Source organism: Shewanella morhuae, from assembly GCF_003028295.1.
Classification (GTDB): domain Bacteria; phylum Pseudomonadota; class Gammaproteobacteria; order Enterobacterales; family Shewanellaceae; genus Shewanella; species Shewanella morhuae.
Window position 1 is genome coordinate 2,480,198 of record NZ_PYSG01000002.1, and the last position, 23,611, is coordinate 2,503,808.

Consider the following 23,611-nt stretch of genomic DNA (forward strand, 5'->3'; position numbering starts at 1 on the left):
CATCTGCTAACCAGAGGGTTTGTATGCGTATTGGTATTTTAGGTGGCACTTTCGACCCTATCCATTATGGACATATTCGCCCTGCAATGGAGGTTAAGCAGGCATTAGCGTTAGATAAAGTTTTACTGATGCCTAACCATATTCCGCCCCACAAACAACAACCTAATATCACTACAGCGCAGCGCCTTAAAATGGTTGATGATGTTTGTCAACAGCTCGATGGCTTTGAGCTATGCGATATCGAAGCCAAACGCAATACTCCTTCCTATACCGTTATCACGCTTGAAAAGCTCAACAACCTATACCCTACAGATGAGCTATTTTTTATCATGGGAATGGATTCGTTTATCCAATTGCAAAGCTGGTATCAGTGGCAACGCCTGTTTGACTTTGCGCATATTGTGGTTTGCCAGCGGCCCGGTTGGCAGCTTGATGTAAGTCACCCCATGCAGCAGATATTGACAGCTCGCAGCCAAGGCTCGCTAGAAAGGCCTGCCAGTTATAAACAAAAAAATTGTGGGCTAATTTTCCCCGTCACAGTTACGCCACAGGATATTTCCTCGACGCAAATACGTGAACAACTGGCACAAGGTGTAATCCCTACCAATTTACTGATGCCCATCACACTAGATTACATCCAAAATCAACGACTTTACTTACCTTAACCCCAACCTTAAGTAGATATCGCTCACTCAACTATCAATGGCAATGTATTCCGAGGCACAACACTGGTATACTACCGCGCTATTTAAAATTAATGAGGTACGCCAGCGTGCAAAGCGCGGAATTAAAACAATTTGTTGTCGACAAGATCGACGACTTGAAAGCCAGAGACGTTATTGTTCTGGATGTCAGCAAGCAATCTAACATCACTGACTACATGGTCATATGTTCAGGTACATCAAAGACTCACGTCAAAGCTATCGCCGAAAACCTTGTGGTTGAAGCAAAAAAAGCTGGAATTCCACCTTTAGGTGTTGAAGGCCGTGAAAGCAGTGAATGGGTTCTTGTGGACATGGGTGATGTGATCCTGCACGTTATGCAAGATCAAACCCGTGAATACTACCAGCTTGAAAAACTCTGGTCAGAAAAGCAAGACTGATGAAGTTGCAGCTCATCGCAGTAGGAACACGGATGCCCGATTGGGTTACCCGTGGTTTCGAAGAATACCAGCGCCGCTTTCCCCGTGATATGGCGCTGGAGCTCATCGAAATACCCGCTGGAAAGCGGGGGAAAAATGCCGACATTGTCCGGATCCTGCAAAAGGAAGGCGAACAAATGTTGGCAACTATTCCCAAAGGTAATCATATTGTTAGTTTAGATCTTCCGGGTAAAAACTGGACGACTCCCGAGCTGGCAACCGCAATGACTAAATGGCAACTCGATGGTCGCGACGTTAGTTTACTCATTGGCGGACCAGAAGGATTAGCGCCAGCCTGCAAAGAAGCGGCAAATCAAAGTTGGTGCCTGTCTGCATTAACCTTACCCCATCCACTTGTGCGGGTTGTGGTCGCCGAAAGTTTGTATCGCGCGTGGAGCGTGAACACGAATCACCCCTACCATAGAGAATAGCGGGATCTTGATGTTAACGAGTGTCAGTCACCCGTCATGGGATCAGCCGGAGATAGCATAAGTGTCGCCAAAAAAGCGGATAACAATGCATGATCACGCCGCAGAGGCGTCTCTTTTTAAGCGCCGAGCGCTATTCACTTTTTTTTCCGTTTTTGCTCTATTAAGCATATTAGTGGCCAACCTTTATCACTTACAGGTTGAATCCTATAGAGATTATGCAACTCGCTCTAACGATAACCGTATCCGCGTTGTCCCGATTGCACCAAGTCGTGGCCTTATTTACGATCGTAACGGTGTGCTCTTAGCTGAGAATTTACCTTTTTACTCCCTCGATATCGTGCCTGAAAAAATCAGTAATATGTCTAATACCTTAGATGAATTAGGCAAATTAATAGCGATCAGTGAGGATGAACGCGAAACCTTTACCGAGGCGCTAAAATTTCATCGCCGTTTCAAACCACTGACACTAAAAAATCAGCTCACCGAAGAACAAGTCGCAATTTTTAGCGTGAACCAACATTTATTTCCTGGCATTACCGTCGAAGCAGGTCTGAAACGGAATTATCCCTACGGTCCACAGATCACTCATGTATTGGGTTATGTTGGCAAAATCAATACCCGCGACAGAGCCCAATTAGAGCGCAGTGATTTATGGAAAAACTATGCCGCGACTAAGGATATGGGCAAACAAGGCGTTGAAAAATTTTATGAAGCATTACTACACGGTAAACCCGGGCATTTAGAAGAAGAAGTTAATAACCGTGGCCGCGCAATTCGTACCTTAAAAATTGTTCCACCGGAACCTGGCCAAGATATTTACCTCACTTTAGATCTCAAACTACAACAAAAAGCCGTTGAGTTACTCAGTGGTTTGCGCGGTTCTATTGTGGCTATTGATCCCCGTGATGGCGGTATTTTAGCCATGGTATCGAGCCCAAGTTACGATCCAAACCAGTTTGTACAAGGGATTAATAATAAAGATTACAGCGCGTTACTCAATGATAAGTCACGCCCTTTAATCAACCGGGCGACTCAAGGCCAATATGCACCAGCATCGACTATCAAACCTCACCTCGCACTGCTTGGCTTAGATGAGAAAGCCATTACGGAAAATACGCGTGTATGGGATCCCGGTTTCTGGCAAATTCCTGGCGTTGAGCGTAAATACCGAGACTGGAAACGTTGGGGTCACGGTTGGGTCAATGTTTATAATGCCATTACAGAATCCTGCGATACCTTTTTCTACGAACTCGCTTATAAGGTTGGCGTCGATCATATTGCCCGATTTATGGAGCAATTTGGCTTTGGTCAAAATACCGGTATTGATATTTTTGAAGAGTCGGCCGGTAATATGCCGTCTAAAGAATGGAAACGATTGAAATACAACCAAGCTTGGTATATTGGTGACACCATATCTGTGGGTATTGGCCAAGGTTACTGGACAGCAACGCCATTACAACTGGCTAATGCGGTAGGTATTATGGCTAACAAAGGCCGCCGTTTTCCACCCCATTTACTAAGAGCGGTTAAAAGCAATACCACGACTGAGGATTCGCCAATTAATGAATTGCCGCCCATTGAGCTAAAAAATGCGCGTAACTGGAATATTATTAACGAAGCCATGCGTCAAACAGCTCATAAATCACGCTTTACTGATGCGCCTTATACGGCTGCGATGAAAACCGGTACGGCGCAGGTGATTGGCGTGGCTGAAAATACCAAATACGATGCCAGCAAGATTGCTGAACACTTTCGCGATAATGCCTTAGTTGTGGCCTATGCGCCCTTCGAAGACCCCAAAATTGTTATTTCTGTCGTGATGGAAAACGCAGGTTGGGGCGGCGCAAATGCCGGCCCTGTTGCCCGCGCCATACTCGATGAATATATGCTTAGAGATACTTGGAAAACCACACCATGAGTCGCCACAGTCAACATCAAACCCTCTGGCAACGCCTGCATATCGATGTGCCATTATTGCTTGGTCTACTCGTCGTAATGATCTTTGGTTTGTTCGTTATTTATTCTGCCAGCGGTGAAGATCTCGAGATGATGGAGCGACAATTGCTTCGCATGCTGTTGTCGCTGGGCATCATGTTTACCATGGCGCAAATTAACCCAGAAGCACTGAAGCGTTGGGCATTACCTATTTACCTAGCGGGGATCGTTTTGCTCCTTGGGGTGCACTTCTTTGGTGAAATAAACAAAGGTGCCCAGCGTTGGTTGAACTTAGGTTTTATGGAATTTCAACCCTCAGAGCTGATAAAACTCGCCTTCCCCATTACTATGGCTTGGTATATCAGTAAGTTTCCTCTGCCACCCAAAAAACGCTACCTTGCAGGCGCCGCGGTGATCTTACTCGTCCCTACACTGCTAATTGCTAAACAACCCGATTTAGGCACCTCGATTTTGGTCGCAGCATCTGGTATTTTTGTGCTGTTTTTATCCGGAATGAGTTGGGCTATTCTAGGCAGTTTTACTGTAGCAGTCTTAGCGTTTCTGCCCATTCTTTGGTATTTCTTGATGCACGATTACCAAAGAACACGGGTATTAACCCTGCTTGATCCCGAGCAAGATCCTCTCGGTGCGGGTTATCACATTATTCAGTCAAAAATTGCTATTGGTTCCGGTGGACTCTGGGGTAAAGGCTGGCTTGATGGAACTCAGTCACAACTCGAGTTTATTCCTGAGCGCCATACTGATTTTATCTTTGCGGTGATAGGTGAAGAGTTTGGTTTAGTCGGAAGTATCTTGCTGCTCATTATGTATCTGTACATCATAGGTCGCGGTTTAGTCATCGCCTCTCAGGCGCAAACCAGTTTCGCACGTCTACTCGCTGGTAGTATCACATTGACCTTCTTCGTTTATGTTTTTGTGAATATTGGCATGGTTTCAGGTATCCTGCCTGTGGTGGGTGTACCACTGCCCCTTGTGAGTTATGGTGGAACTTCCATGCTGACATTGATGACAGGGTTTGGCATTCTTATGAGCATTCATACCCATAGACGTTTTGTAGATAGATAATTTTAGGGACTTTTTTATGCCTATTCTTCGAGCTTATTTGGCTCCACTAGGTCTTTTTTGTGTCAGTTCATGCCTAGTCGCGTGCACAACCGCACATGAACCAACACCGCCGAAAACCGCACTAACAAGTACGCCAACGGTTATTGAGGCGGTTAATACTCCGGCTCCGATGATCCCTGAATTACTAAAAGAAGAGTTTGTTCAAGCGCAAATTAAACAAGGTTTTACGCGCACAGAGGTGCTCACCTTCCTTAACAAAGCAAAATATAACCAAGGTGTTATCGATGCGATGACTCGACCTTGGGAAGCCAAGCCTTGGCATGTCTACTACCCCATATTCTTAACTGAAAAGCGTCTTAATGCTGGGCTCGCGTTTTGGAAAAAACACGAGGAAACCATTGCTAAAGCCGCGGCTAAGTACCAGGTTGACCCGCAAATTATTGTTGCCATTATCGGAATTGAAACCTTCTACGGCCAATACATGGGTAATTACCCTGTTATTGATGCTCTCTATACTTTAGGGTTCCACTACCCACCTCGAGCCACCTTTTTCCGTAAAGAATTTGGTGAGTTAATGGCCTTAGTCAAAGAAGAACACTTAGATATTAATAACCTTAAAGGTTCCTATGCGGGTGCTATGGGCTACGGGCAATTTATACCCTCAAGCTACCGCCATTACGCCGTCGATTTCGATAATAGTGGTAGCCGTAATTTATTACAAAGTCCAGAGGATGCCATTGGTAGTGTGGCTAATTATTTCCATCAACATGGTTGGCAAGCCAATGCTCCGGTTGCCCTGCCTTTGGTCAATAACAGCAAAACTGCGCCCAAAGCCAAAGTATGGGCAGGTGAAAAGCTAAACTATAAAGTGGCCAATATTTTAACGCCAACTTTAGCTTTAGCAGATTCAAGAGATATCGATATCTCACAAAAGGCTTTACTGATTGAACTTGAGCAAGCGGATCACAGTGACTATTGGCTTGGCTTAAATAACTTTTATGTAATTACTCGCTATAATCGTAGTCCTTTGTATTCAATGGCCGTTTATCAATTTAGCCAACAATTAAAGGAACAGCATGCAACTCAAAAATAGTCTTTTCGCGTTTGCGGCTGTGATGATGTGCTTTGCCCTTACAGCGTGTTCTTCAAGCCCAAGTACGAATAAATCGAGCCCTACCAGTACCAAAGCCAGCAAAAAAAATATGGATCCTAATAAGGGTCGATATTCGCTGAAAAACGACAAATTGCCGCTTAATCCACCGAATGTGGATCATGTGCAGAACGCAGTACCTAAATTTGAATCCTATAGTCGCCGCGGTAATAAACCTTATACCGTGTATGACGAATCATATACGGTGATGAATACAGGCCTAGGCTATAGTGATACGGGCCGCGCCTCTTGGTATGGAGAAAAATTCCACGGCTACGAGACTTCTAATGGTGAACCCTACGACATGTATTCTATGTCCGGCGCCCATAAAACCCTGCCATTACCCAGTTACGCTAGGGTTACCAATTTAGATAACAATCGGCAGGTCATCATTCGTATTAACGATCGAGGACCATTCCATTCGGATCGTATACTCGATGTATCCTACGCCGCGGCCTATAAGCTTGGTATGTTGGGTACTGGCACCGCACGGATAAAATTAGATGTGATCTATATTGGTAGTGAAGCCGCAACCTATTCAGGTATGGCGAGTGCACAGGATACTGGCCATCATTACGTTCAATTAGTCGCCTCAAAAGATAAGCCAAAACTGAATGCCATGGCAAAAAGTCTTGAACAAAAATATCAAGTTAAGACCCGTGTACAGGCAGTAAACAATATGTTTAGACTACAGTTAGGCCCTATCGGGCAGCCTGAGTTAGCCGAAAAGTTGCTAAATAAAGTTCAGCAAAATGGTTTTCCTCAGAGTTATATCGTCCATGAGTAATCATTATTTGCTCTGACAAGAATAGATTTAAAATAGAGATGAAGGAACCTTCACTAAAAACTACTGTCCGAAAGTGGTACACTGTTGAAGATCTTCTCGAATCCTTTCCATTTAATATAACCAAAAGACGTGCCCAGTTAATGATGAATTTTGTAAAAAGTCCCATTAAAACATTGCTGCTAATTTCCAGTGTTTCACTCCCCGCTTATGCTGCGCAGCCTGTTATTACACCTGATGCGCCTGCAGTTGCCGCCAAGGCTTACGTCTTGATGGATTATAATTCGGGCCAGATAATTACTGAAAGTAACGCATACGAAAGTCTAAATCCTGCCAGCTTAACCAAGATGATGACCAGTTATGTTATCGGTCAAGAAATGAAAGCGGGCAATGTGTCTGCCGAAGATGATGTAACAATCAGTAAAAATGCGTGGTCCAAAAACTTCCCTGATTCATCTAAGATGTTCATCGAAGTCGGCACAACGGTAAAAGTGGGTGATTTAAACCGTGGAATTATTATTCAGTCAGGCAACGATGCGTGTGTAGCCATGGCAGAGCATATCGCCGGTACTGAGGGCGCTTTCGTTGATATGATGAATTCATGGGCGAAGCAACTTGGTATGCGTGATAGCTACTTCGAGAACTCCCACGGTTTGGACGCTGAAAACCACAAATCGACCGCCTATGATATGGCATTATTGGGCGCTGCGTTAATTCGTGACGTACCAGAAGAATATCGCGTCTACAGCGAAAAATTTTATACATTCAATGGTATCAAACAATATAACCGTAATGGTTTGTTGTGGGATAACAGCATGAACGTAGACGGTATCAAAACTGGCCATACTTCAGGAGCAGGTTACAACTTAGTCGCCTCTGCGACTAAAGACGGTATGCGCTTAGTGTCTGTGGTGATGGGCACTCAAAGTGAGTCAGCTCGTAAAGCTGAAAGCAAGAAATTATTAACCTACGGTTTCCGCTTTTTTGAAACTGTGACACCTTATAAAGCGGGCGACAGCTTTATCACTCAACCAATTTGGTACGGTGACAAGAGCACTGTTGATTTAGGCGTGGCAACTGACACACCGATCACCATCAACCGTGGCCGCGGTAAAGACTTAAAAGCGAATTTTGAGCTCACTAAGCCATTAGATGCGCCATTAAAGAAAGGTGAGACTGTAGGCCGTTTATTCTTCCAACTTGACGGTAAAGATATCGCTCAATTCCCGTTAGTGACATTACAAGAAGTCAACGAAGGTAGCTGGTTTAGCAAGTTAGTTGATTACTTCAAACAACTGTTTTCAGGTTGGTTTAGCTAAGTCTAATCCGATAAATACAGCCACCTTTAGGTGGCTTTATTTTTTGGGGAGTGTATCACCCTTGAATCAGTTATAATCGTCACCATATATATCCAATATAGCCGCTAAGAGTACAGAGCATGTTAGACACTAAATTTGATGAACTGATGGATTTCCCCTGTGCATTTCCTTTCAAGGTTGTCGGTGAAGCCCATGAAACGTTAACTGACAGAGTCGTGGCAGTAGTTCAAAAACACGCTCCAGGTGATTACTCACCCTCGACCAGAATATCGAGCAAAGGTAGCTATCACTCCATCACTATCCGCGTGACAGTTACCAGCAAAGATCATATCGAAGTTTTGTACACTGAACTTGCCGCAATCGATGGTGTACGCCGCGTACTATAGCTATTTCTCAAGGCCATGAAATGTGATCTGTCTTACATTTATGGTCAAGAGGCGTATAATAGCAGCACTCATTTCTAAGGGGAGAGGTTGCCCTTGCAAGACACGACTTTGCATATTCGACATCTTGGAAAACAAGATTATGAATCAGTGTGGCATGCAATGCAGCATTACACTGATACGCGGGGCAGCGAAAGCCATGATGAACTATGGATTGTCGAGCATCCTCCCGTATTTACCCAAGGCCAAGCTGGTAAAAGCGAGCATATTTTAAATGCTGGTGATATTCCGGTTATCCAAGTAGACCGCGGGGGGCAAGTGACCTATCACGGCCCAGGCCAACTAGTGGTATATCCTCTTATTGATATTAAACGTAGTAAAGTCGGCGTACGTCAACTCGTCACCCACATAGAGCAAAGCATTGTTAACATGCTAGCCAAGTATGATATTAACGCTTATGCCAAGGCCGATGCGCCGGGCGTGTATGTGAATGAACGCAAAATCGCCTCCCTAGGATTGCGCATTCGTAAAGGCTGTTCATTCCATGGATTAGCCCTCAATGTCGACATGGATTTAGCGCCATTTCGCCGTATCAACCCTTGTGGTTATGCCGGTCTTGAAATGGTGCAATGTAAAGAGCTTGATGGACCCCAAACGGTGACCGAAGCCGGCGAACAACTTACCCTTACTTTTAGCCAATTACTGGGCTATCAACATCTAGTTCATCATCAAGGATTAGCCGCGTCATGAATAGGCCTGAACGTTTACAACCCGGTGTAAAATTAAGAGATGCCGATAAAGTATCTCGTATTCCAATTAAAATCGTTCCTTCTGAACGCGATACTATGTTGCGTAAACCCGATTGGTTACGGGTAAAACTACCAGCATCGAATCAACGTATTTTAGAAATCAAACAAGCACTGCGCTCCAATGGTCTGCACTCGGTATGTGAAGAGGCTTCTTGCCCTAACCTAGCAGAATGCTTTAACCACGGCACAGCTACCTTTATGATTTTGGGCGCAATTTGTACTCGTCGTTGCCCATTTTGCGACGTTGCCCATGGCCGCCCACTTAAACCAGATGCTGAAGAGCCGGTTAAATTGGCGCAAACTATCCGCGATATGAAGCTGAAATACGTGGTTATCACCTCAGTAGATCGTGATGACTTACGTGATGGTGGCGCGCAACATTTTGCCGATTGTATCCGCGAAATTCGTAAACTCAATCCCACGATCAAGATTGAAACCTTAGTGCCCGATTTCCGTGGTCGTATCGATGCAGCGTTAGATATCTTATCGACTGAGCCACCAGATGTGTTCAACCACAACTTAGAAACAGCGCCAATGCATTATCGTAAAGCGCGCCCTGGTGCTAACTACCAATGGTCGCTCGATTTGCTCAAACGCTTTAAAGAACGTCATCCAAATGTGCCGACTAAATCTGGCCTGATGATGGGTTTAGGTGAAACCAATGAAGAAATCGCACAGGTATTACGAGACTTACGCGCCCACAACGTTGAAATGCTCACCTTAGGCCAATATCTACAACCGTCGAAATTCCACTTACCGGTTGAACGTTATGTGCCACCAGCTGAGTTTGACGAGCTGAAAGCCTTAGCCGATGAGCTAGGCTTTACCCATGCAGCCTGTGGCCCGTTAGTGCGCTCAAGTTACCATGCGGATCTACAGGCCCAAGGTAAAGAAGTTAAGTAGCCTGTAGTAGAGAGTCCAATAATCCTTGATATAACATCAGGGTTATTTAACTAAAAAAAACAGCGCTTAAGCGCTGTTTTTTATTACTATGATTAACAAGCCTCACCAAGATTTATGACTGTTTTGGCTAAACTCATTCAGGCGTTATCGCTAAATCCATCAAGATAGCATCTTCTTTACCGCCCTCTATCAAGTAGTAACCTTTGCGCCGACCCGATTCAATAAAGCCAAATTTTTGATACAAGCCGCGAGCCGCAACATTGGACTCTCGCACTTCTAACATCAATACCACAGCGCCAGATGTTTTAGCCGAAGTCACCACTGCATTAAGCAATAACTTGCCGTAACCTTTACCCTGTAGGCTTGGTAATAAGCAAATATCTAATAACGTCACTTCATCGATAATCTGCTGAACGATAGCAAAACCTAAAAGCTCTTCGACTAGCTCAGTATCCGCGTCAACATTAGCATTAGAATCGGTACTTAGCTTTAAACCCAGAACACGGTACAAATGTCCAAAACTGTCGGCAAGATTACCCTCGCTCATAGGATGCGTATGGGCCATAGATTCAAGCAGCGCCATTTGAGGAACATCGGCTAGAGTAAGAGCCACAAGTTCCACAGGTGGATTGGCAGTAAATTGTGCCGTAGGTTCTACAAATAAGTTATCGTTAACTGAGGTATTCAAAGCATGTGCCCACAATATTCATCATTAATACATTTACGGTTAAGCGCTATGATTTATTAAAGGCTTGGCCGCTGACCTGCTCACGCCATTGATAAATTTGTTGCCACAGTGCACTTTTAGCCTCAAAACCCGTCAATAAATCCACTAACGGTTCAGACACCAACCATGCAGTGCGGGGTCTAACTTTATGGCGGCGCAAATCCCAAACTATCTGCTTACCCGTATGGGGCTCGCTATCGAAATCGCATTCTTCACGTTTGACGTCAATAAGCTTTAGTACCATATCGATCAGCGGTTCAGCCTCAGCCAATTCACCGTTTTCGTCCCAAATGACTAAATAAGGTTTCACTTTAGTGTCGCGCACTCGCCAAGTTGTCACATTCATAGCGGCTAAATAGGCTGATTTATTCATTAGGGTCAGTTTTATTCAACTCAAGTATCGTCTCATAATATGCAACTAGAATAGCATTTTAACCACGGTATTGTTACTGTATCTAGGATATGGAAAGCGTCTCTAAACAATTCATCACAAAAAAACCAACTAAACTTTGTTGGTTAAAGTTCAATCGCATTTATAGATTTTTAGAATCTATTTTACTCGTTTTACATTGAATCTCAGATCGCTAGACTATATATACTAAGTTAAACAATAGAAGGAGAACGCCATGATTAATATAGGTATCAATCAAGCTAACAGAGAAGAAATCGCTGCGGGACTAAACCAACTATTGGCTGACAGCTATAGCCTGTATCTTAAGACCCACAGTTTTCATTGGAACGTAACAGGCCCAATGTTCACGAGTCTGCATTTATTGTTTGAACAGCAATATACTGAACTGGCCCTTGCGGTTGACGTTATTGCAGAACGCATTAGAGCATTAGGTGCCAGAGCACTCGGTTCATATTCAGCCTATGCGGCACTGACTGAGATTAAAGAAGATAACGGCGTAGTAAAAGCTGAAGATATGATCCGCGAATTACTGAACGATCAAGAGTTAGTTATTCGTAATGCCAGAGCCTTATACCCGCTAGCTAATCAAGCAAATGATGAGGCGACAGCAGATTTACTTACCCAGCGTATTCAACAGCATGAAAAGAATGCTTGGATGCTGCGAAGCTTGCTATCTGAATAATTTGGAAAGAGTTATTTAACTTACAAAAAAGTCGCCAAACATAACTGCTTGGCGACTTTTTAGTTTAAAGCACCACACTACGCTTTGTTACAAATACTTAATCCAAGCCTGAGTGCTGTGTTTTTTGTACTCACTAAACTGCTTAACGGGGTAATACAGTACGATAATTAACACGCCGGCTATTAACCCAATCCATCCCATACTATTCACCCCAAATAACTCGCCATGGTTAGCACCAAAGGTGAGCTTAGCTAAGGTATAAAGCAGCAACAGCACGTACAAATGTAAGATATAAAAGAACATAGGGACAGAACCAAACACAGACAATCCATGACCAACTCGTGCCAATCTGCCATCTGTTTCTCCCGCTGATGTAAAGTGCCGCTCAAACGCCACCAAGCAGAAGAACATGCCACCTAATGTCACCAGTAAAAAGCTTAATGATGGCGGATACTTCGTTAAGTTAAATATCGACATTAAGGTTTCACCTAAGTGAGCTCCAGCCTGCCAAGGTAAGGTTTCGCCATAAATATTAAACCCCCTAAGCAATACAAAAAGTGCAAAACAGCTACCCCCCAAGAGTAACAGCTTTTGCTGACGCGCCGACGCATCAAGCTTGTCACTAAAAATGGGCCCTGCCACATAGCCGAGTAAAATCACGCCCATCCAAGGCAGCGCCGGATAACTCACTTTGATCTTAAGCGCACCTTCACTAACGAGATATCCGCGGTCATGCAATATGGTCCACAGACCGTAAGCCCACTCATTCGGCTGAAAACCAATTGGCGTCAATAGATTGTGACCAAAGACAATCGCTAACCCTAAAACAGCCATCCAAGGTCTAGGCAGATTTATCAGCGCCGCCAGTGTTAACATGCTCAGGCCGATCACCCAAATGACCTGCAACCAAAGCGTGTGGTAGTTGCCCATCCAAGAGATATTTATCACTAAGATTTCTAGCGCGATTAAAAATAAGCCACGTTTAATTAAAAACGCCCGCGCTGAACGCGGCTGTCCATGCCCCCTATTGGCATAAAGCCATGCAGAAACCCCAGTTAAAAACACAAAAACTGGCGCACAAAAGTGTGCAGCAAAACGGCTTAGAAAAAGTCCCCAAGAGGTCGTGGTCAAATCCATAGGATCGCTCACCTGCATATGCAGAAAAAATCGTTCCCGCACATGGTCGAGCAACATAATAAGCATTACGGCGCCACGCATCATATCGATACTATTGATACGACTCTTAATACGAGAATGGCTAATCGCTGGAGTCGATTCTTTGTCCATTTTATTGGCTGACAACGCTTGATCCGTATTAATATTTGAACGGTTTTTAGAACGACTAATATTAGAACTCATAGCTGATACTCACTCTGATGTTACGTGGCTCACCTGGCACCGCCCAAAGCGCCGAGTAACTGCTGGCGATATAATGCTCATCCAATAAGTTGTCCAGATTGACACCAAGGATGAAGTTATCGCTCAGGTGCGTATTCATAAACACCCCAAGCAACTGATAGGACGGTAATTGGAAACTCGGATCGGCAGAATCACCAAGACGTGAATCCACATAACGCCAGCTAAACCCTGCATTCCCATCAATAGAAAATGCATTCAAATCCTGCTTCAGGATTACACTCGCAGTATGTTTTGGCACATTAACCAGTGGACTTCCCGCAGGAATAAGCACGCCCCAGTCGGGATTCAAGCTGTCATTAGCGGTGCGAGTATTAAGGTAGGCGTAGGATAATTTGGCTTGCAAAGCCTCCGTCAGCTCGGCGGCTAAATCGAGTTCAACGCCGCTGCTTTTTGCTTTACCCAAAGTGGCAGAGAAACCAACATTAAGCGGATCTGAGGTCAAAATATTGCTCTTTTGCGCATCGAACACCGCCAAGCTGCCATTCACAGCCAGATCATTTAGCCAAGTACGATGAAACTTCATGCCTAGTTCAACCGACTTGCTCTCTTCGGCTTCGAAGGGCTGCCCCGCAAAATCGGTTCCCGAAAGCGGCAAAAAACCTTCAGAGTAAGAACTATAGAAACTTAAGGCATCGGACCATAAATACACCAGACCGACTTTAGGACTAACCCTACTATCGGCTTGCTCTGATAGGGTATTTTTTACAACTTCACTAATATCTTGCTGATAGCGATCAAACCTTAACCCTAAGTGCAATTTCCACTTTTCAGTGAGATCCATTTGATCTTGCAGGTATGTACCCCACGCCTTTTGGGTTTCATTATTCTCATAAAGTAAACTCACCTCAGGCTGAGGTCCGCCATATTGCGGCGCATAAATATCGATAGCGTATTCGCCCTTTTGGCCGCGATAGCGATACAAGCCTGTCTTTAAACTGTAGTGATAGGTATCGGCGCCGAGCAGCAAATTGTGGCGAATAAAGCCAGTATCCACATGACCACTTAACTCTAGACGCAGTGAATTATCCTCGGATGCATAATCTCGGTATCTGTGCTGTCTGGTAAGCGTGCGACCATCATCAAATAGTGATTGCCGCACCTTTGCCAACTCAGCATCGGACGAATAGCCCTTCAAGCTAGAATCGCGATAGTTGTAGCCCGCGGTTAATGACCAATCATCATTTAATGCATAGTCATAGGTCAACTGGTGCCCAGTGGCATTGACCACAGTTGCGCCATCATTGGGCTCACCTAAATAACGCGAGCGTGGCACAGTATTGATATCGTTGTTGAGCACAATAATGCCGCGATCGAATAACTGTTCTTGCTTGAGGTATTCCATTTCATAAAGTAACGAAGCTTTATCGGAAATCTGCCAACGCACTGACGGCGTGATAATTTTTTTATCGCTGAACACATAATCGCGAAAACTATCGTATTCCTGCCACGCGCCATTAATCCGAAATGCCAAGTTATCGGTCAAACCTGAAGTCACATCCCCTTCTAAACGATATTGATCGAAACTTCCTGCCGATGCCTTTAAATAACCGCTAGTTTGATATTGAGGTTTCTTAGTCACAATATTGACTGTACCGCCGGGCTCAGAGCGGCCATAAAGCGCCGAACCTGGGCCTTTTAAAATCTCAACATAGGCCACATTCGATAAATCCCTATGTCCACTAAAACCTCGGCCACCATTAAAGCCATTGATTAAATAGCCCGATGGCATGTTTTCGTTGCCCGGAAAACCGCGCAGGGAAAAGCTATCCCATAAACCGCCGCCATTGTTTTGCCGCGCCACACTGGCGGAATAATCCAGTACATCCTGAAACCGCGTCAGCCCCGCATCTTTTATCAGTTGCTCGTCTAACACACTTATCGCTTGGGGAAGCTCAGTTGAGGATACATTGCCATGGTACGCTTGGCGGTAGTGGATACTTAGACGTTCAATGTCTGTATCACTAGCTGCATTAAGAGCTAGATCACTCGATTGACTGCTCTCTGAGGCCAACAGCATTAAGATAGGATTGAGCGCAAACAAAGCGCCCAACAAAAGCGCAGCGCGCTTGGGAATATAAAAAGAGGTCATTTTCACTCCGAAAATAAACAGCATCGACGCCTTAGCTAAGCCAAGGCGCTCAAAGTTAATTAACATAAATTGAATAAACAGTAACTTATGCTGTTATGGGCGGAGCGCGACTATTGAAGAAACGACTAAAAGGTCGCTTAAAGGAAATAGCTTGGAACTCAACCGAGATATAACTCTGCTGAGCCAGTGGAAAATAAAAGGAAGTACTGGTTATCGCATCTTGCAACTGGTGCTGATGCAAGCACAGTGAACAATGGGACTTAGGGTCTTCATGAACATGGGAAATACTGTGAACAGCAATGGCCACAGACAATAGCACCAACATGGCGGCAAGCCATATCGCTAGGGTGCGTCTTGTTTGCATCACACTATTCAAACCATACTTCCTCAAATAATTTGGCTGACGATTGTATGTTAAGCATAACTAAAGTTGCAAACCGATTTACCTAAGCCGTAGGGCTTAAATGTTACAAGAGGTATCAATGGGTTGTGAGATAAGCTGATAACTACGATTAATAGGAATAGTGCAGAATATATTAAAGCTAAATAGCAGATAAAATAAAACGGCTCGCATATTTCTATGCAAGCCGTTGTTTTATTTGGCAGGGGTGGGGAGACTCGAACTCACAACATGCGGTTTTGGAGACCGCCGCTCTACCAATTGGAGCTACACCCCTGTTGACGAGACGCATTATGCAAAAATCACTTCCAAAGGTAAAGTACTTTTTAAGACAAAACTCATTAACTGCAGGTTTTTCAAACAAGTCCGGCCATGACTGTTGATTTTACTGCCATTGAGATTAAAAAGCCGTCATTTAAAGTATGCAATATCTCAGTGGTAGCGACAGTTAACGATCGTGTTTTATCTCAATCGATTGTTCAAATAAGGTCTTCTTCGTCTATTTAGTGGCTAAAGATGCGTATTTATCGAAAAAAATGCTGAGTTCGATTTATAACATCGACGTTTTATAGTATAAGCATCATCAATTTCATACACTGCTCGACGGAACCATCATGTCTGATAAATTTTTCTTCAAAGGTCGTAAAACACCTAAACCAAAACACGAGAGCTTTGGCTACAACACTAAGCGTGCCGCTAAACCGGGTACTGAAGCCTTACCTCTACAATTAATCGTTACCGATGAAGCGCGTAAACTCGAAGTCGCCGCTCTGGTTGCCGAGCACCAACTGTTTGCTAATATCGAAGTCAATGCCGACGTTGCTGAAGATATCCTTGAGTTAGAAGGATTACTGAATAAGCCTAAAGCGATGACGGTTGAGAAAAAACCAAACCGTAACGAGCCTTGCGCTTGTGGTAGCGGTCAAAAATTCAAGAAGTGCTGCGGCAAGTAAACACTTTAATCAGCGTTATGAGTAATAAAATAGATAGGGACTTTTACTGTGACGTTTTGTGCGTCGGGAATAGCCCCTTTTTCGCCCGCATTTTAGTTCCAGCCCAAAGCTAATCTTCCAGTTTCGAGATAAAAATTCGCTGCAAGTCATTATTCCATAGCTGAATAATTTTGCGGGTCTTGTCTTTATTCCAAAAACATTTTCCAAATAAAATCAAACCCGCACCTTCAAGGCAGCGTTTATCTTCTATTTCAAATTGTGCCCATAAAGGCTGTTTTATCCCATCGATAGGAATACCGATATCTTTACTGTCAGCAGGATTAAGCCAGTCCATGGCCTTGTCTGTATGGGATATTGTGCCCCAATATAGGTGAGGTTTGTTATCGAGCGGATCAGCATCGGCAAAATTCACGAATAAATTCTTCGCCCGCCAACGATATTTACGTTCGCTATCGGTATATACCCAAAGGTTAGATTTCGCCAAGTCAGTGCCTCGTAATAAACTGTGCAGTAACTTTTCAAGCCCTTGGCTTGCCAAACGTTTTTCGGTTGTGTGTGCCGCAGTGTTAACTTGATAGTCTGTTCTCGACTCTTGCACTTGAGCGCCCGCTGGCAATGCAACTGATACTTGTGATGACTTAGATATAGAAGATGACTTAGACGTTGGTGCGGCTTTGTTTGCCACAGAATGACGGCGGGGCTTGCGACTAAAATCAATCATTAAAGCATCGGCGTCCACCAACTGCTGATGCACTTCGATGGCATCTTGCTCCTCGCGGGATTTTTGCGCCGAGGGTTTAAATTCAATGCAGTCGGCTTGGTGATAGCGCGAGCCAAAACAAGCGGCTTTGCCATCTTTTGACGCTTTACGAAAATACGCTTTACCACCACACGCAGGGCAAATTAGCCATTGCCGTAAACGTTCGATATCATCATCGGGCAATTGTTGAAACTTAAAAACACTGTAAGTGGTTCTCGCTGTTAAATGTTCCTCAGTTTCGAGCTCACAAATAGCATCTAACATCCCGTTTTCCTTTTTAGCGATTTTACCAAGTAACACAGCGTTCAAACTGATAAACAAACCTAAGTGCAAATATCTGATTGCTACGGCGTTATTTCAACGTTAATCGTACTTTTGGCCTGCACCTGATTACACATTTTTAATATATTTCGCCAATAGTATCATCAAGTTTGAAGGAATTAACGGCGCGGTATTTGTACCGCTAGCGGCATGATAAAAGGGTGTCAGCTGAGTGATTAACGCATTGAAACACAGGAGTGCCGCTAAGGCATCGGCGGCGGCATAATCGATTTGCGCGCCAGATAAAGGTACATGCTGCCAATTCGATAGGGTCATTTTTTTCGGCTTATCGATACGCCTCCCAAGCAGAGTCGCCACCAGCTGCCGCGTTCCCATTTCTTTCTCCGCACCAAGTTGCGCCAATGCCCAGTTTAAATCTAACGTTGAAGCAACACTGATACCCCATTGCCGCTTGAATGCTTGCGAATCACTGCGTAAACCAATTCCGACTTTGAGTATGTTTTCATCTTCCAATACGGTTTTTAACTGAGTGAATTGTTGACCTAAAATGGCATGTTGAAATAAATAACAAGCATCCATTGTGGCGATTTGGATAAGGCTTAAAGGATATTGCACACCACGCTCAAAGCTAGCGCGGGTTTCAGTATCAAAACCCAAGATTTGCTCAGCCTGTAATCGCGCAACAACTGCATCGAACCCCGATGGCTGCACCACTTCAATGTGGATATGTTGCAATTCAAAGTCCGCTAATGCCACAAGCTCTGCATCATCGATACGAGTGGTTAAAGCAATACGCTGTTGCAACCATAAATAGGCTAACTTACGCTGCGCTTGCAGCTGTGGGTTAACGTTAACACTGCTTGTAGTCTTTGCTATACCCTTCTGAGTTTCTAACGTTTCATCTTCTATTGATTCTGCCGAAGTATTAAGCTTATCCAGATAAGCAGTGCCTGCCGCATCCATTGCCGCAATCAGCCCGTCAGTATCTTTACCAAATTCTTTACGTAACCATGCCAGCTTACTTGAAGAAATACAGTGCCTCATTAACTTCATCGTCGCCCTTCCTTGTTCAGCTAATCCCTAATTACCAATACGCGCACCTCACTTGCTGCGGAGTTTCTGTAAGCCACTCATCACCGCGAGTGCTACAGCGCCAGCGAGTACACCAAATAAGCCATTGAGCACAGTGGGTGTCAGCAGGGCAAGCACTGGCCCTACAATATCAATCGTTGCGACTACTTGCTCAGCGTGCTGAATTTGCTCAGCCACCGAGTGCAAACCGTGGGTTAAAATACCGCCACCCACCATAAACATGGCCGCAGTGCCAATAACGGTTAAACTTTTCATCAATAAAGGCGCTGCACTCAATAGGCCTAAGCCCAGTTTACGGTTTATTTGCGTTAATGCTGAGTCGCCTTGACGTTGGCTCAGATACAAGCCTGCATCGTCCATTTTGACAATTGCTGCCACTAAACCATACACGCCAATAGTCATAATGATGCCAATCACCGCTAAGGTAAAAAACTGCGTTGATAGAGATTTGTCCGCCACTATGCCTAAAGTAATGGCGATAATCTCAGCGGATAATACAAAGTCGGTACGAATCGCACCTTTGACTTTTTCAGCCTCGTAGGCGGCTAAATCTTTGATGTCGGGTAGTTCATTGCTTTGTTGTGTTTCGCTGTGTTGCTGACCTTTTTTGTGGCTATAGCTGTGATGCAGTTTCTCGAATCCTTCGAAACACAAGAACAGCCCGCCGAACATTAATAGCGGCGTGACAGCCCAAGGAATAAAAGCACTAATCAACATGGCTGCGGGTACTAAAATACATTTATTACGAAACGATCCCTTAGCCACAGCCCAAACTACCGGCAATTCGCGCTCGGCGCTGACGCCGGTGACTTGCTGTGCATTAAGGGCTAAATCATCCCCAAGCACTCCCGCAGTTTTCTTTGCCGCCATTTTACTCATTAATGCTACGTCATCTAAAATCGATGCGATATCGTCAAGTAAGGTTAATAAACTCGCGCCTGCCATAGTAAATCCCTCTATGCATCATCGATAAATCATTCTACTTTTGCCATAGTAGCTTAGTTAGATTAATGACGTATAGCGAAATGCTTTCTAACTTAACTGCCTAAGTTACTTAGATTATCGGTACTCCTTTCGCTTATCAAAAAGCGCGTAAGCAAGATCACATCAGCAATGTAATTACGGCGCATTGTTGTCGAAAAAGCGTATACTAAGGCGTAGAATTTTTTACTCATTTGCCGTTACAGGATGTCAACATGACTCAAGATGAAATGAAAAAAGCAGCCGCTTGGGCCGCACTCAAGTACGTTGAAAAAGACAGTATTGTTGGTGTTGGTACGGGTTCGACCGTGAATCACTTTATTGATGCATTAGCGACCATGAAAGCCGATATCGAAGGTGCTGTCTCAAGTTCTGAGGCATCAACACAGAAAATGAAAGCGCTGGGTATTCCTGTTTACGACTTAAACAGCGTTGATCGTTTATCTGTCTATGTGGATGGTGCTGATGAAATCAACGACCATATGGATATGATCAAAGGCGGCGGCGCTGCATTAACACGCGAGAAAATTGTTTCTGCTGTGGCTGAAAAGTTTATCTGTATTGTTGATAACACTAAGCAAGTCGACATTTTAGGTGAGTTCCCACTGCCGATTGAAGTCATTCCTATGGCTCGCTCTTACGTGGCGCGCCAGCTTGTTAAGCTTGGTGGTGATCCTGTGTATCGTGAAGGTGTGGTGACTGATAACGGCAACATTATCCTCGACGTTTACAACATGAAAATTCTTAATCCTAAGGAATTAGAAAAGCAGATAAATCAGATAGTTGGTGTAGTAACTAACGGTCTGTTCGCCAATCGTGGCGCCGATGTGTTGTTAGTGGGTACGCCTGATGGCGTAAAAACTTTTACTGCCAAATAAGTTCAGCTTTAATTATTGCATCACAGCCATAAGGCATTGATGTAAAAATGCCAGCCACTTTATACAAGAGGCTGGCATTTTTTTATGGTTCAATTTTTAAATCTAAGGCCTATAAAAATTTAGGCTACCAAGCTCTAGCGACTAAACCTTTTAAATAGAATCCTTCAGGGAAGGCGCTACCAATAGGATGATCGCTTGCCTGACTTAAGCGTTCGATAAACTGGATTTCACGTTTCGCATCCAACGCGGCATCAGCCACGATTTTTTGGAATAGATCCGCAGGCATTAACCCTGAGCAAGAGAAGGTCAATAACACCCCGCCCGGATTCAACAACTGCAATGCAATCATGTTGATGTCTTTATAACCGCGGCAAGCTCCGTTCAGTTGTGCTTTATTATCGGCAAACTTAGGTGGGTCGAGCACAATCACATCAAAGGTTTTGCCTTCATCACGGTATTGGCGCAGCAACTTAAACACATCGGCTTCGTTGTAATGCACATTGTCATCGCTCAAGCCGTTAATTTGCATATTATAGCGAGCATTTGCTAGCGCTAGAGAAGACACATCGACGTTTTCAATACTCGCAGCACCGGCTTTAGCCGCATACACACCAAAGGTGCCTGTGTAGCAAAAACAGTTCAATACCGATTTGCCCTTAACAAAACGGGCAGCAATAGCGCGGTTATCTCGTTGATCAAGATAGAAACCGGTTTTATGACCTTTAATCACATCAACCGCAATCTTAATGCCATTTTCTTCAATGATTACCGGCATTTCAGGTAGGGTGCCGTGTAATAAACCAGTAACGGGCAGCAGGCCTTCTTTTTTGCGAGAATCTACGTCTGAGCGCTCGTAAATGGCACAACCTGGGTATTGCTCGGCCAATAACTCGACTAACGTATCACGCCAAAGCTCAGCACCCGTGCTTAATAGCTGGCAAACGAACACATTGTCATATCTATCAATGGTAATTCCAGGTAAACCATCGGATTCAGCGGCCACTAAACGATAACCGGTTAAGCCTTGCTCACGAATGAGATCATTACGTCCTGCTTGAGCACGTTGCAAACGTCTAGCAAAAAAATCGCGATCAATTTCTTCTTCGCGATCGAATGTCCAAATCCGTACTTGAATTTGTGATTCGCCCGACCAAGCACCACGACCTAACCAATGACCATCATGGGCAACCACATCGACGGTTTCACCCGCTTGAGGTTTTCCCTTAATATTATGAATAGCATTGGAAAATACCCAAGGATGGCGGCGTTCGAGCGACTTTTCGCGCCCGGGGTGAAGTTTGATTCGGATAGCCATGATGTCGCCTTCTAAAAAATAGGACAGCGATAATATACCCAAAAAGGCCTGATTGCGAGAAACTAGCGTGCCCCAGCGCGATTATTCTACCTGTTTCGATTTAAACGCTAGAATTGGCCAATGTCATCGACTGTGCGCGCTAGCGCCTAATTAGCGCCACAACCTAAGCGTGAACCACTTAATAAATAGCCATAATAATGCCCAGCATTAGGATAATTTATCGACGAAGTGCGAGAGAGACGACTACAGGTGCATGATCCGTACTGTAAGCATCACGCTCATACTCAGGCCTAACTAAGTGCCTATCACAGGTTTGATAATCCACGACTTGAGCTAAGCTGCGGCCATGGCTGGCATCAAACTCACTCGATAATAAAATGTAATCCAGCACCGAGCCTTTAGGACCATAGTAATGCGTCGCTGGCCTGCGCTCTTTATAATAAGCCGTATTACTGTGCAAATTATCCCTTAAATTCGCCTCAACAAATAATTCGTAAGCATCTTGTAACTGGTATTGAGCGAATATGCCGGCCAGTGCGGCGTCAGACAAATGTCCTAATCCTGCGGCCTTAATATCGCCGCTGTGGATACTATCGCCCTGTATTGTTAATGCATCTAAGGCGCCCATCGAGAGACTGTCATTAAAATCGCCCATCACGATGACGGGATACTTAGACGTTTGCCTACGTACTAATATGCCATTAAATAGTAATGCCGCTTCTGCGCCGCGCTGCATTGTTGACGCCCAGCGACCTAAGGCTTGCTCGGTGAGTAATTGGGTTTCAGCATGCAGTTTTATACAAGAGGCGCTGCCTACCCCCTCATCTTGCCCTAGAGGTTTCGATTCGAGCGCAAGCCCTGCGCGCTTAGACTTAAAGTGCACCACATAATAGTCACACTTACCGATATACGGCATTTCAACCGTTGCGCGCAGCACCTTACGACTAAAAGCAAATTCACTCGACAATCCCATCGCCGCCACTAAGCGCGAGTCTGGCTCAACACTGCTCACCTCAATAATGGGATAACGTGATGCCAGCGCGACCACAGGGCTGCGATAAATGTAATCACTGACCAGCGTTGGCTCATCAATTACGGCAAAATGCACTAGGCCTTGCTCACTGGCGATACGCTTTAGTGGTTCAGGGCTAAAGACTTCTTGAAACCCTATGATATCGGGTTGACGGTGCGCTAAAAACTCACTCAGCCATTGGCACTTTTTTTGCCACTGACCGTGACTATAGATATTTTCAAAATCGTAGTACGCCAAAGGCGGCTCAATAAAGTTAAACAAGTTAATGCTGGCAATCTTAATGTTACTGATTGGAGTGCTATTGATGGCGGTGCTGTGGCTTAGCACGCTGCTTGCCTGAGCCTCGAGCATTGCGCCATGGGATGATGCGAGCTCAGTCGGCCGCTCGGTAACGCCTTCTGCCGTAACTTTAGTCGACATAGTCGGCTCCTCAAATAACAATCAGTAAAATACTGCCATCGTAAACTATCGCAACGAAAACCCAATCGTTTACATTATACCAGTCACATTAACTATCTAATCAGTTCAGAGCCTCACAGGTATTTCAATCCGAGGCGCATTGACGCAGAAATGGTTATTCCCTTTTAAGTCAATGCAACACGGGAGTGGGATGCCTGTGAGGCTCCCAAAGGGCGGGTTTCAACGCG

At 44.6% G+C, this 23,611-nt stretch carries 24 protein-coding genes and 1 tRNA gene; 14 read left to right on the plus strand and 11 right to left on the minus strand.

The window, feature by feature from the left end; genetic code table 11:
* The first annotated feature begins 23 nt into the window (after positions 1 to 23).
* The 11 genes from nadD to lipA all read left to right on the plus strand — a co-directional run bounded on the left by nadD (position 24) and on the right by lipA (position 9,941).
* The gene (gene nadD, locus C9I43_RS11430; RefSeq protein ID WP_107883532.1) at positions 24 to 665 is read left to right on the plus strand and encodes a nicotinate-nucleotide adenylyltransferase; all 642 of its coding nucleotides are present in this window, start codon (positions 24 to 26) and stop codon (positions 663 to 665) included.
* A 107-nt stretch (positions 666 to 772) separates the two neighbouring features.
* Positions 773 to 1,102, plus strand: a complete 330-nt coding sequence (gene rsfS / locus C9I43_RS11435; protein WP_076496385.1) for a ribosome silencing factor — start codon at positions 773 to 775, stop codon at positions 1,100 to 1,102.
* Complete coding sequence (gene rlmH / locus C9I43_RS11440; protein WP_076496382.1) at positions 1,102 to 1,572, plus strand: 23S rRNA (pseudouridine(1915)-N(3))-methyltransferase RlmH; 471 nt, start codon at positions 1,102 to 1,104, stop codon at positions 1,570 to 1,572. The genes rsfS and rlmH overlap by 1 nt, the downstream gene beginning before the upstream one ends.
* Positions 1,573 to 1,633: 61 nt before the next feature.
* The gene (mrdA, locus tag C9I43_RS11445; protein WP_107883533.1) at positions 1,634 to 3,490 is read left to right on the plus strand and encodes a penicillin-binding protein 2; all 1,857 of its coding nucleotides are present in this window, start codon (positions 1,634 to 1,636) and stop codon (positions 3,488 to 3,490) included.
* A complete protein-coding gene (rodA, locus tag C9I43_RS11450) occupies positions 3,487 to 4,593 on the plus strand; it encodes a rod shape-determining protein RodA (RefSeq protein ID WP_107883534.1) in 1,107 nt (368 codons plus the stop codon). Before mrdA ends, rodA begins: the two co-directional genes overlap by 4 nt.
* 16 nt (positions 4,594 to 4,609) lie before the next feature.
* Positions 4,610 to 5,686: a lytic murein transglycosylase B gene (gene mltB, locus C9I43_RS11455; RefSeq protein WP_107883535.1), complete on the plus strand. Its 1,077-nt coding sequence runs from the start codon at positions 4,610 to 4,612 to the stop codon at positions 5,684 to 5,686.
* Positions 5,670 to 6,530: a septal ring lytic transglycosylase RlpA family protein gene (locus tag C9I43_RS11460; protein ID WP_107883536.1), complete on the plus strand. Its 861-nt coding sequence runs from the start codon at positions 5,670 to 5,672 to the stop codon at positions 6,528 to 6,530. Before mltB ends, C9I43_RS11460 begins: the two co-directional genes overlap by 17 nt.
* Before the next feature lie 140 nt (positions 6,531 to 6,670).
* Positions 6,671 to 7,846, plus strand: coding sequence for a serine hydrolase (locus C9I43_RS11465; protein WP_076496369.1), 1,176 nt, complete (start codon positions 6,671 to 6,673; stop codon positions 7,844 to 7,846).
* Between the two features lie 119 nt (positions 7,847 to 7,965).
* Complete coding sequence (gene ybeD / locus C9I43_RS11470) at positions 7,966 to 8,232, plus strand: DUF493 family protein YbeD (RefSeq protein WP_076496367.1); 267 nt, start codon at positions 7,966 to 7,968, stop codon at positions 8,230 to 8,232.
* 93 nt (positions 8,233 to 8,325) lie between these two features.
* Entirely contained in the window at positions 8,326 to 8,979 is a 654-nt protein-coding gene (lipB, locus tag C9I43_RS11475) for a lipoyl(octanoyl) transferase LipB (RefSeq protein WP_107884126.1), read from the plus strand.
* Complete coding sequence (lipA, locus tag C9I43_RS11480; protein ID WP_076496365.1) at positions 8,976 to 9,941, plus strand: lipoyl synthase; 966 nt, start codon at positions 8,976 to 8,978, stop codon at positions 9,939 to 9,941. Before lipB ends, lipA begins: the two co-directional genes overlap by 4 nt.
* Positions 9,942 to 10,074: 133 nt before the next feature.
* Here lipA and rimI read toward each other — a convergent pair whose 3' ends face one another.
* Both rimI and C9I43_RS11490 read right to left on the minus strand, forming a co-directional pair.
* Positions 10,075 to 10,563 carry a ribosomal protein S18-alanine N-acetyltransferase gene (rimI, locus tag C9I43_RS11485; RefSeq protein ID WP_107884128.1) on the minus strand — a complete coding sequence of 163 codons (489 nt, stop codon included), beginning with the start codon at positions 10,561 to 10,563 and terminating at the stop codon, positions 10,075 to 10,077.
* Between the two features lie 112 nt (positions 10,564 to 10,675).
* Positions 10,676 to 11,041: a DNA polymerase III subunit psi gene (locus C9I43_RS11490; RefSeq protein WP_107883537.1), complete on the minus strand. Its 366-nt coding sequence runs from the start codon at positions 11,039 to 11,041 to the stop codon at positions 10,676 to 10,678.
* 253 nt (positions 11,042 to 11,294) lie between these two features.
* On the opposite strand from C9I43_RS11490, the gene dpsA reads away from it, so the two are divergent.
* On the plus strand, positions 11,295 to 11,762 hold the full coding sequence (dpsA, locus tag C9I43_RS11495; RefSeq protein WP_076496359.1) for a DNA starvation/stationary phase protection protein DpsA: 468 nt from the start codon (positions 11,295 to 11,297) through the stop codon (positions 11,760 to 11,762).
* Between the two features lie 87 nt (positions 11,763 to 11,849).
* On the opposite strand, the gene C9I43_RS11500 is transcribed toward dpsA, so the two are convergent.
* From C9I43_RS11500 to C9I43_RS11515, 4 genes are all read right to left on the minus strand, one after another.
* Positions 11,850 to 13,121: an acetyltransferase domain-containing protein gene (locus tag C9I43_RS11500; protein ID WP_107883538.1), complete on the minus strand. Its 1,272-nt coding sequence runs from the start codon at positions 13,119 to 13,121 to the stop codon at positions 11,850 to 11,852.
* Positions 13,111 to 15,270: a TonB-dependent siderophore receptor gene (locus tag C9I43_RS11505; protein ID WP_107884130.1), complete on the minus strand. Its 2,160-nt coding sequence runs from the start codon at positions 15,268 to 15,270 to the stop codon at positions 13,111 to 13,113. The genes C9I43_RS11500 and C9I43_RS11505 overlap by 11 nt, the downstream gene beginning before the upstream one ends.
* A gap of 85 nt (positions 15,271 to 15,355) precedes the next feature.
* Positions 15,356 to 15,646, minus strand: coding sequence for a DUF2946 domain-containing protein (locus C9I43_RS11510; protein ID WP_107883539.1), 291 nt, complete (start codon positions 15,644 to 15,646; stop codon positions 15,356 to 15,358).
* Positions 15,647 to 15,870: 224 nt separating this feature from the next.
* Positions 15,871 to 15,947 (minus strand) — tRNA-Trp (locus C9I43_RS11515).
* Between the two features lie 337 nt (positions 15,948 to 16,284).
* Here C9I43_RS11515 and C9I43_RS11520 point away from each other — a divergent pair.
* The gene (locus tag C9I43_RS11520) at positions 16,285 to 16,623 is read left to right on the plus strand and encodes a PBPRA1643 family SWIM/SEC-C metal-binding motif protein (protein ID WP_107883540.1); all 339 of its coding nucleotides are present in this window, start codon (positions 16,285 to 16,287) and stop codon (positions 16,621 to 16,623) included.
* Positions 16,624 to 16,732: 109 nt separating this feature from the next.
* On the opposite strand, the gene C9I43_RS11525 is transcribed toward C9I43_RS11520, so the two are convergent.
* The 3 genes from C9I43_RS11525 to C9I43_RS11535 all read right to left on the minus strand — a co-directional run bounded on the left by C9I43_RS11525 (position 16,733) and on the right by C9I43_RS11535 (position 19,702).
* Positions 16,733 to 17,647 (minus strand): hypothetical protein, encoded by a 915-nt coding sequence (locus tag C9I43_RS11525; protein ID WP_107883541.1) that lies wholly within the window; start codon positions 17,645 to 17,647, stop codon positions 16,733 to 16,735.
* A 126-nt stretch (positions 17,648 to 17,773) separates the two neighbouring features.
* Positions 17,774 to 18,718 (minus strand): 3'-5' exonuclease, encoded by a 945-nt coding sequence (locus tag C9I43_RS11530; RefSeq protein ID WP_107883542.1) that lies wholly within the window; start codon positions 18,716 to 18,718, stop codon positions 17,774 to 17,776.
* A 48-nt stretch (positions 18,719 to 18,766) separates the two neighbouring features.
* Positions 18,767 to 19,702 carry a DUF808 domain-containing protein gene (locus C9I43_RS11535; protein WP_107883543.1) on the minus strand — a complete coding sequence of 312 codons (936 nt, stop codon included), beginning with the start codon at positions 19,700 to 19,702 and terminating at the stop codon, positions 18,767 to 18,769.
* 251 nt (positions 19,703 to 19,953) lie between these two features.
* Here C9I43_RS11535 and rpiA point away from each other — a divergent pair, with 251 nt between their 5' ends.
* Positions 19,954 to 20,616 carry a ribose-5-phosphate isomerase RpiA gene (gene rpiA / locus C9I43_RS11540; RefSeq protein WP_076496341.1) on the plus strand — a complete coding sequence of 221 codons (663 nt, stop codon included), beginning with the start codon at positions 19,954 to 19,956 and terminating at the stop codon, positions 20,614 to 20,616.
* Between the two features lie 124 nt (positions 20,617 to 20,740).
* Here the strand turns inward: rpiA and C9I43_RS11545 are convergent, their stop codons facing one another.
* Both C9I43_RS11545 and C9I43_RS11550 read right to left on the minus strand, forming a co-directional pair.
* Complete coding sequence (locus C9I43_RS11545; RefSeq protein WP_076496339.1) at positions 20,741 to 21,931, minus strand: class I SAM-dependent rRNA methyltransferase; 1,191 nt, start codon at positions 21,929 to 21,931, stop codon at positions 20,741 to 20,743.
* A gap of 217 nt (positions 21,932 to 22,148) precedes the next feature.
* Entirely contained in the window at positions 22,149 to 23,315 is a 1,167-nt protein-coding gene (locus tag C9I43_RS11550) for an endonuclease/exonuclease/phosphatase family protein (RefSeq protein WP_107884132.1), read from the minus strand.
* Between the last annotated feature and the right edge of the window lie 296 nt (positions 23,316 to 23,611).

Bases quoted from the DNA above. Each gene is read 5' to 3' on its own strand.
- C9I43_RS11460 (WP_107883536.1), top strand. From the start codon at position 5,670: ATGCAACTCAAAAATAGTCTTTTCGCGTTTGCGGCTGTGATGATGTGC.
- C9I43_RS11525 (WP_107883541.1), bottom strand. From the start codon at position 17,647: ATGTTAGATGCTATTTGTGAGCTCGAAACTGAGGAACATTTAACAGCG.
- C9I43_RS11520 (WP_107883540.1), top strand. From the start codon at position 16,285: ATGTCTGATAAATTTTTCTTCAAAGGTCGTAAAACACCTAAACCAAAA.
- rlmH (WP_076496382.1), top strand. From the start codon at position 1,102: ATGAAGTTGCAGCTCATCGCAGTAGGAACACGGATGCCCGATTGGGTT.
- lipA (WP_076496365.1), top strand. From the start codon at position 8,976: ATGAATAGGCCTGAACGTTTACAACCCGGTGTAAAATTAAGAGATGCC.
- rodA (WP_107883534.1), top strand. From the start codon at position 3,487: ATGAGTCGCCACAGTCAACATCAAACCCTCTGGCAACGCCTGCATATC.
- C9I43_RS11500 (WP_107883538.1), bottom strand. From the start codon at position 13,121: ATGAGTTCTAATATTAGTCGTTCTAAAAACCGTTCAAATATTAATACG.
- C9I43_RS11465 (WP_076496369.1), top strand. From the start codon at position 6,671: ATGATGAATTTTGTAAAAAGTCCCATTAAAACATTGCTGCTAATTTCC.
- C9I43_RS11535 (WP_107883543.1), bottom strand. From the start codon at position 19,702: ATGGCAGGCGCGAGTTTATTAACCTTACTTGACGATATCGCATCGATT.
- dpsA (WP_076496359.1), top strand. From the start codon at position 11,295: ATGATTAATATAGGTATCAATCAAGCTAACAGAGAAGAAATCGCTGCG.
- nadD (WP_107883532.1), top strand. From the start codon at position 24: ATGCGTATTGGTATTTTAGGTGGCACTTTCGACCCTATCCATTATGGA.
- ybeD (WP_076496367.1), top strand. From the start codon at position 7,966: ATGTTAGACACTAAATTTGATGAACTGATGGATTTCCCCTGTGCATTT.
- C9I43_RS11530 (WP_107883542.1), bottom strand. From the start codon at position 18,718: ATGAAGTTAATGAGGCACTGTATTTCTTCAAGTAAGCTGGCATGGTTA.
- rpiA (WP_076496341.1), top strand. From the start codon at position 19,954: ATGACTCAAGATGAAATGAAAAAAGCAGCCGCTTGGGCCGCACTCAAG.
- C9I43_RS11490 (WP_107883537.1), bottom strand. From the start codon at position 11,041: ATGAATAAATCAGCCTATTTAGCCGCTATGAATGTGACAACTTGGCGA.
- C9I43_RS11505 (WP_107884130.1), bottom strand. From the start codon at position 15,270: ATGACCTCTTTTTATATTCCCAAGCGCGCTGCGCTTTTGTTGGGCGCT.
- mltB (WP_107883535.1), top strand. From the start codon at position 4,610: ATGCCTATTCTTCGAGCTTATTTGGCTCCACTAGGTCTTTTTTGTGTC.
- C9I43_RS11545 (WP_076496339.1), bottom strand. From the start codon at position 21,931: ATGGCTATCCGAATCAAACTTCACCCCGGGCGCGAAAAGTCGCTCGAA.
- C9I43_RS11550 (WP_107884132.1), bottom strand. From the start codon at position 23,315: ATGCTCGAGGCTCAGGCAAGCAGCGTGCTAAGCCACAGCACCGCCATC.